This is a genomic window from Hymenobacter amundsenii (assembly GCF_002204745.1).
Classification (GTDB): domain Bacteria; phylum Bacteroidota; class Bacteroidia; order Cytophagales; family Hymenobacteraceae; genus Hymenobacter; species Hymenobacter amundsenii.
Window position 1 is genome coordinate 21,197 of sequence record NZ_NIRR01000043.1, and the last position, 6,620, is coordinate 27,816.

Below are 6,620 nucleotides of genomic sequence, written 5' to 3' on the forward strand. Positions count from 1 at the left end.
GCTATCAGCTCAATATTTACCAGTTACGGCTTTGCAGCACGAGCCTGGTGGCCAGCAGCGCGCCGGCAATCAGGCTACCGAAGTAAAGCAGGTCGCGGGAGTCGATGAGGCCCTTGCTTAGGTCGCGGTAGTGGGCTGCAATGCCGAGCTGGCCAATGTAGTAGGCCGGAGCTCCATCAAATACCGAGGCCAGCGAATCGAAGCCGGTGTACACCAGGAAGCACCCCACCACGGCAGCCAGAAAGGCCACAATCTGGTCGCGGGTGAGGGCCGAGGCGAACACGCCAATAGCCGCAAACACGGCCGCCAGCAGCATCAGGCCCAGGTAGGAGCCCACCGTCGCGGCCGAATCGATGTTGCCCACCGGGTTGCCGAGTTGGTATACCGAGTAGTAGTAGAGCAGCGTGGGTACCAGCGCCAGCAGCGCCAGCAGCAGGCAGGCCAGATACTTGCCCCCGATAATCTGCGCGTCGGTGAGCGGGCGGGTGAGCAGCAGCTCCATGGTGCCGGCCTTCTTCTCCTCGGCAAACGTGCGCATGGTAAGGGCCGGAATCAGGAACAGAAACACCCAGGGCGCGGTGCTGAACAACGTCTGCAAATCGGCAAACCCATAATCGAGCACCGAGCTATCCGGGAACACCCACACGAACAGCCCGGTAGCCACCAGAAACACACCCAGCACTACGTAGGCGACGGGCGAGTTCAGGAAGCTGTTGAATTCTTTACGAAGGATGGCAAGCATCGGGGGGGGTGATGGTTGAGTTGTTGAATGGGTGAACTGGAGAACGGCTGGTAAAGGACGTGTCATGCTGAGCGTAGCCGGAGGCGTAGTCGAAGCATCTCTACCGCAGTGGTAACTTTCATTGATTACAACGAAGCGGTAGAGATGCTCCGCCTGCGTTCAGCATGACACGTTCTATTATGGCCTCACTCCTTCCCTCCTTTCGTCAGGTTCTTAAACACTTGCTCCAGACTCTGTTCTTCCTGCCTTAATCCCAGCAGCACCCAGCCCTGGGCGGCGGCGAGGCGGGAAATAGCCGCGCGCTGGTCGGAGCCGGCGCGGGCCCGGATGCGGTAGATGGAGCCGATTTCTGCCTCCACGGCCCCGATGCCGGGCAGCGCCAGCAGCGGGGGCCACGTCGATGGGCTGCTCGAACTCGGCGCGGATGATGGTTTCGCCGGCCGCGCGCGCGCCCAGCTCCGACACGGGCGAATCGGCCACGAGGCGGCCGCGGTTGATAATGACGGCCCGGCTGCACAGGGCTTCCACCTCGGGCAGGATGTGGGTGCTAAAAATGACGGTTTTGTCCTGGCCCAACTCGCGGATGAGCTGGCGAATTTCGCCAATCTGGTTGGGGTCGAGGCCGGTGGTGGGCTCGTCGAGGATGAGCACGCCGGGGTCGTGGATGAGGGCCTGGGCCAGACCCACGCGCTGGCGGTATCCCTTACTGAGCGCCCCGATCTGCTTGTTCTGCTCCCGGCCCAGGCCCACGCGGTCAACCAGCCCGGCTACCCGCTGGCGCAGGCTGCGCCCCCCCAGCCCGTGCACCGAACCGATGAATTCGAGGTACTCGTGCACGTACATATCCAGGTAGAGCGGGTTGTGCTCGGGCAGGTAGCCCACGCGGCGGCGCACTTCCAGCGGAGCCGTCTGCACGTCGTAGCCTTCCACCACAATGGTACCGGCCGAGGGCGGCAGATATCCTAGCGCCATCTTCATGGTCGTGGACTTACCCGCCCCGTTTGGCCCCAGAAAGCCTAATATCTCGCCCTTACCCACCGAAAAGCTGATATCGTCGACGGCCGCCTGGGAGCCGAAGGTTTTCGTGAGGTGCTGAACTTCTACCATATTATTCAGTTGCCAGTTGGCTTGTGCGATAGAGAACGGTGTCATGCAGAGCATGTGGCTTTATGCGCCACATGCTCTGCATTATCATAGTATCCCTACTTTTTAGGCTGCAACGGCCGCATTTCAATGTCCACCAGATGGAAGTTAAATGGCGTTTCCAACGCGTAAACCATCGTGTCAGCAATGTCCTGGGGCTGCATCATGCCTTCGTTGGCTTCCACGCCGGGAATGTCGTCGAAGAAATTGGTTTGGGTGGAGCCGGGGTAGATGCAAGTGACCTTGATGCCGTCCTTGCGCACTTCCTTAAATAACGACTGCGAGAAGCCGCGCACCGCGAACTTGGAGGCGCAATAGCCGGCCATCTTCTCGATGCCGGTAGTGCCGGCAATGGAGCTAATGTTGAAAATGTGGCCCAGTTGCTGCTTTTTCATGGCGGGCAGCACGGCCTGGGTGCAATAGAAGGTGCCATGCACGTTGGTGTCGAACATCAGCCGCCAGTCGTCGGACGAGAATCCATCAACCTCGCCCGAGATGCCCAGCCCGGCATTATTGACGAGCACGTGCACTTCTTCGCCGAGCTGCTTGGTAGTGGTGGCAAAGGCTTTCTGCACCGATTTTTCGTCGCGTACGTCGCACTCAATGAAGTGGAAGCGCGGGTGCTGAAACTCGGCTGGCGCGGTGCGGCCCCAGCCGGCCACCGTCATGCCCTTGGCCAGCAGCGCCTCCACGGTGGCCAAACCTATACCTTTGCTGACACCTGTGATAATGGCTACCTTGTCGCTCAGATCCATAGGTTGAAAATAAGATGGAGGGGGTTCATTTGAAGATGCAAGGTAAGGCCCCCAGGCGGGTTTTGCGTACGGCCGCCGCCGGGCTGCTGCTGAGCGGGCAACTGTTGCTAAGCGGCTGCGACAAGGAAAGCGAAGCCGGCTGCTTTACCAATACCGGCCGCATTGTCACCGAAGCCCGCGCCCTGCCCCCCTTCCACGTCCTCACTACCTACGACAACATCAGCGTCGTGCTGGTGCAGGACCAGCAGACCTACGCCGAAGTGCGGGCCGGCCAGAACTTGCAGGACGATATCCGCCTCGAAGTGACAGACGGCGAGCTGACGGTGCGCAACACCAGCCGCTGCAACTGGGTGCGCCGCTACGACACGCCCCGGGAAGTGACCCTGCACCTGCCCCAAATCACCGATATTTTCCTGCGCGGCCAAGCCGATATCAGTACCCAAGGCGAGTTTCGACAGGACACCATCTTTCCCCACCTCGTGGGGGCCGGCGACTTCCACCTGAACCTGGTGAGCCGCTACATCAACATGACCCAGTACGAGCTGGGTGACATCTACCTGACCGGCTCTACCAATGAGCTGCACCATACGCTGGGCGGCAGCGGCAGCCTCTACGCCCCCGACTTCCCCGTTCAGGACGCCTACCTGCAACTCAATGTCGACAGCGACGGCAATGTTCAGGTGCGCCCCGCGCGCCTGCTGGCTGGCACCCACGCCGGCAACGGTACCGTGTTTTACGCCCGCCCCAACCGGCTCGATTTGAAGGTAACAGGGAAGGGTAAACTGAAAGCCGAGTAATTTTTTCCTGCGCTATTCGCCCCGCCGTTGCTTTCCGTCCTTGTTGTACTGAGTGCAGTCTTGCTTATTCCGGCAAGCATTTTATTGCTGATTGCCAAACATGGCACCTTGCGCTATGCGGCCATTCGTTTGGGGCTGCTGCTACTCGCGCTTGGATTTATCGTGGTAGGCACCCTGTTCAGAATTCAGCATTGGGAAGGAGCCAGGGCCCTACTGATTGGGGGTGGTGCGGGGCTAATGGCCATTTACGGCCTTTGGTTTGCACAAAAGCCAACCAAAGGAGTACTCGACTTACTGAAGCTGGCGTTTGTGCTAACCTGCGGGCTAACCAGCGTTGCCCTAAGCGTATTTCCGGCGTTACGGCCACCCTTGGGTATACTCCAGACTACCAGCTTTTGGGCCATGACGCTGTACTTTCTCTACCAAACCTACCTCCGCAAGGCAACGTCTGCCCCGGAGCCACGCAACAGGTAGAGCCAATCCCACGGCCCATTGTCCCTCGCGGTTACAAATCCCCCAGCTGGGGCCGGATAAGCAGTTCTTCCACTACGGCCTGGGTTGAGAGGCGGTAGGTGCCGAAAATAGCTTCGGCTACGTCTTCGGCCTTAATAAAGCGCTCGGCTGGCAAATCAACGCCTTCCCAGCTAGCCGTGAGCGTGGGGCCAGGCAACACGGCCGTTACCCGGATACCGGCTTCCTTTAGCTCTTCGCGCAGGTTTTTGGTGAACCCAAGCAACGCATGCTTGGCGATGCCATAGGAGCCGCCATTGGGATATGCCATGGTGCTGGCCGTAGAGCAGATATTAAAAATGTGGCCCTCCTGCCGGGCCAGCAGGTCGGGCAGTAGCGCCAGCGTCACGTCGTAGGCGCTGAGCAAGTTCACGGCCAGCATTTGCCGCAGCTGCGAGCCATCGGCGGGCTCGTCCTGCAACCTTCCGGGGGTAAAAGCGCCCGTATTGTTGATGAGCACGGCCACCGGGTCGAGCCCGCGCACGAAATCGGTGAAACGGCGCGTGTCGGCGGGCTGGCTTAGGTCGGCGGCCAGCGTGTGTAGCACGGCTCCGGGCACCAACTCGGCAGCGGCAGATTGCAGGGCCGTCAGGTCGGCTTGGGAGCGGGCGCAGGTTACCACAGGGTAGCCGGCCCGCAGAAAACGGAATACCAGGGCGCGGCCAATTCCTTTGGTGCCCCCAGTGACGACGATATTTTTTTGCATTTCGGTGATTCGTGTAGCGTTTTTTACGTAGGGAAACCGGACCTTTCTCCGGCTGGCTCGCAACCCAACCGTAAGCTGATTGTTCCTAGTTGCAAGTTTCCGCTTTTCCTGTTTGTTTTTCTGTTTTTATGGTCAAATCATTTGGTCAATTTCTGCTCTTTATTCAGAGCATGATCACCCGCAAAGAGCGATTCGCGGTTTTGTGGAACCGCACGATTGATGAATGCGTGACCATTGGCGTTAATTCCATCTTCATCGTGGCCATCGTCTCGGCTTTCATCGGGGCCGTAACCTGCGTGCAGATTGCCTACAACCTCACCAACCCACTTATCCCCAAAAGCACTATTGGCTACATGGTGCGCGAGATGACGATTCTGGAGCTGGCCCCTACCATCACCAGCATCGTGCTGGCCGGCAAGGTAGGCTCCAGCATCGCAGGTGGTTTGGGTACTATGCGCATCACCGAGCAGGTATCGGCGCTGGAAGTGATGGGTATTAACTCAGCCTCTTACTTAGTGCTGCCCCGCATTCTGGCGGCCATCCTCATGTTTCCGCTGCTCGTAATTCTGGCCATGGCCCTGTCCATTGTAGGCGGCTACCTGGCGGGTTCACTCACCGGCTCCATCTCAGCTCAGGATTACATCGAAGGCATTCGCTCCGATTTTATTCCTTACAACATCGTCTTTGCCCTTATTAAGTCGGTGGTATTCGCGTTTCTGGTGTCGGCCATCTCGGCCTTCAAAGGCTACTTCACCGAAGGTGGTGCCCTGGAAGTGGGCAACGCCAGCACCACGGCCGTCAACAATTCCATCATCGCCATTCTGGTGGCCGACTTCCTGCTAGCCGCCATTCTTCTTTAAGGCTTTGCGCTTGAAGGGAAAGTGGAGCCAAGCCAGCTGCCCGTGGTAACATTGCTTGGCTCCACTTTCCCTGTCGTAAGCACGTAGTCAAGGAAGTTTTCAGACTTTACTAATCATGATTGAAGTTCATAACGTCCAGAAGTCCTTTGATGGCAACCCAGTGCTCAAGGGCATTACCTGCACCTTCGAAACGGGCAAGTGCAACTTGCTGCTGGGTGGTTCGGGCACGGGCAAATCGGTGCTGTTGCAATGTATTGTGGGCTTGATGCAGCCGGACTTGGGTAGCATCACGTTCGATGGCACCGTGTATACCAACAACAAGGTTCAGATTCGGCAGGAAATCCGCCGCAAAATCGGGATGCTGTTCCAGGGTTCAGCCCTGTTCGATTCGATGACGGTGGCTAAGAACGTGGAGTTCCCGCTCCAGATGCTGACGCCCGAAATGACCCGCGACGAACGCCGCGACCGGGTGGAGTTCTGCCTCAAGCGCGTGGGCCTCGAAAATGCCGGCGAGAAAATGCCGTCTGAAATTTCGGGTGGCATGAAGAAACGCGTAGGCATTGCCCGCGCCATCTCGGCCAACTGCACTTACTTGTTCTGCGACGAACCCAACTCCGGCCTCGACCCGCTTACGAGCATCAAAATTGACGAGCTTATCCAGGAAATCACCCAGGAATACAACATCACCACCGTCATTATTACCCACGATATGAACTCGGTGGTCCAGATTGGCGACCATATCATCTTCCTTTACAAGGGTCTCAAGCTCTGGGACGGTACCAAGGACGAAATCCTCAACGCCGAAGTACCCGAACTCAAGGAGTTCATTTTCAGCAGCAGCCTCGTGCGCGCCGCCAAGCGCATCGACGACGAGACGCACAATGGGGTAACCAACCTGTGATTTGGTAAATGAGTGAATGCTGTTATTTAGATTCAGCAGAAAGCCCCTGACGTCAGTATACGTCAGGGGCTTTCTGCTGAATCTGGTTCCTCACTTACGAGATGACAATAGGACTTACGCAAAACGAAGCGTGGGCTGGGCTAGTTCGCGGCGCAAATAGTCGTCGAGTAAGCCTTGCTTGAGTTGATATACTGTTTGGCCTGTTT

At 58.0% G+C, this 6,620-nt stretch carries 6 protein-coding genes and 1 pseudogene; 3 read left to right on the plus strand and 4 right to left on the minus strand.

The features are described from left to right. Nucleotides 1-16: 16 nt before the first annotated feature. From gldF to CDA63_RS17585, 3 genes and pseudogenes are all read right to left on the minus strand, one after another. The gene (gldF, locus tag CDA63_RS17575; RefSeq protein ID WP_088465772.1) at nt 17-742 is read right to left on the minus strand and encodes a gliding motility-associated ABC transporter permease subunit GldF; all 726 of its coding nucleotides are present in this window, start codon (nt 740-742) and stop codon (nt 17-19) included. Between the two features lie 185 nt (nt 743-927). Continuing rightward, a pseudogene (gldA, locus tag CDA63_RS17580) lies at nt 928-1,849 on the minus strand (gliding motility-associated ABC transporter ATP-binding subunit GldA). 95 nt (nt 1,850-1,944) lie between these two features. After that, complete coding sequence (locus CDA63_RS17585) at nt 1,945-2,640, minus strand: SDR family oxidoreductase (protein WP_088465773.1); 696 nt, start codon at nt 2,638-2,640, stop codon at nt 1,945-1,947. A 62-nt stretch (nt 2,641-2,702) separates the two neighbouring features. Here CDA63_RS17585 and CDA63_RS17590 point away from each other — a divergent pair, with 62 nt between their 5' ends. Next, nucleotides 2,703-3,437, plus strand: coding sequence for a GIN domain-containing protein (locus tag CDA63_RS17590; RefSeq protein WP_165768370.1), 735 nt, complete (start codon nt 2,703-2,705; stop codon nt 3,435-3,437). A gap of 505 nt (nt 3,438-3,942) precedes the next feature. Here CDA63_RS17590 and CDA63_RS17600 read toward each other — a convergent pair. Next, nucleotides 3,943-4,653, minus strand: coding sequence for an SDR family oxidoreductase (locus tag CDA63_RS17600; RefSeq protein WP_088465776.1), 711 nt, complete (start codon nt 4,651-4,653; stop codon nt 3,943-3,945). 170 nt (nt 4,654-4,823) lie between these two features. On the opposite strand from CDA63_RS17600, the gene CDA63_RS17605 reads away from it, so the two are divergent. Then, nucleotides 4,824-5,513, plus strand: coding sequence for an MlaE family ABC transporter permease (locus CDA63_RS17605; protein ID WP_394335391.1), 690 nt, complete (start codon nt 4,824-4,826; stop codon nt 5,511-5,513). A gap of 115 nt (nt 5,514-5,628) precedes the next feature. After that, nucleotides 5,629-6,414: an ABC transporter ATP-binding protein gene (locus CDA63_RS17610; protein ID WP_088465778.1), complete on the plus strand. Its 786-nt coding sequence runs from the start codon at nt 5,629-5,631 to the stop codon at nt 6,412-6,414. The last annotated feature ends 206 nt before the right edge of the window (nt 6,415-6,620 follow it).

Coding starts and splice junctions, on each gene's coding strand:
- CDA63_RS17585 (WP_088465773.1), bottom strand. CDS start 2,640: ATGGATCTGAGCGACAAGGTAGCCATTATCACAGGTGTCAGCAAAGGT.
- gldF (WP_088465772.1), bottom strand. CDS start 742: ATGCTTGCCATCCTTCGTAAAGAATTCAACAGCTTCCTGAACTCGCCC.
- CDA63_RS17600 (WP_088465776.1), bottom strand. CDS start 4,653: ATGCAAAAAAATATCGTCGTCACTGGGGGCACCAAAGGAATTGGCCGC.
- CDA63_RS17610 (WP_088465778.1), top strand. CDS start 5,629: ATGATTGAAGTTCATAACGTCCAGAAGTCCTTTGATGGCAACCCAGTG.
- CDA63_RS17605 (WP_394335391.1), top strand. CDS start 4,824: ATGATCACCCGCAAAGAGCGATTCGCGGTTTTGTGGAACCGCACGATT.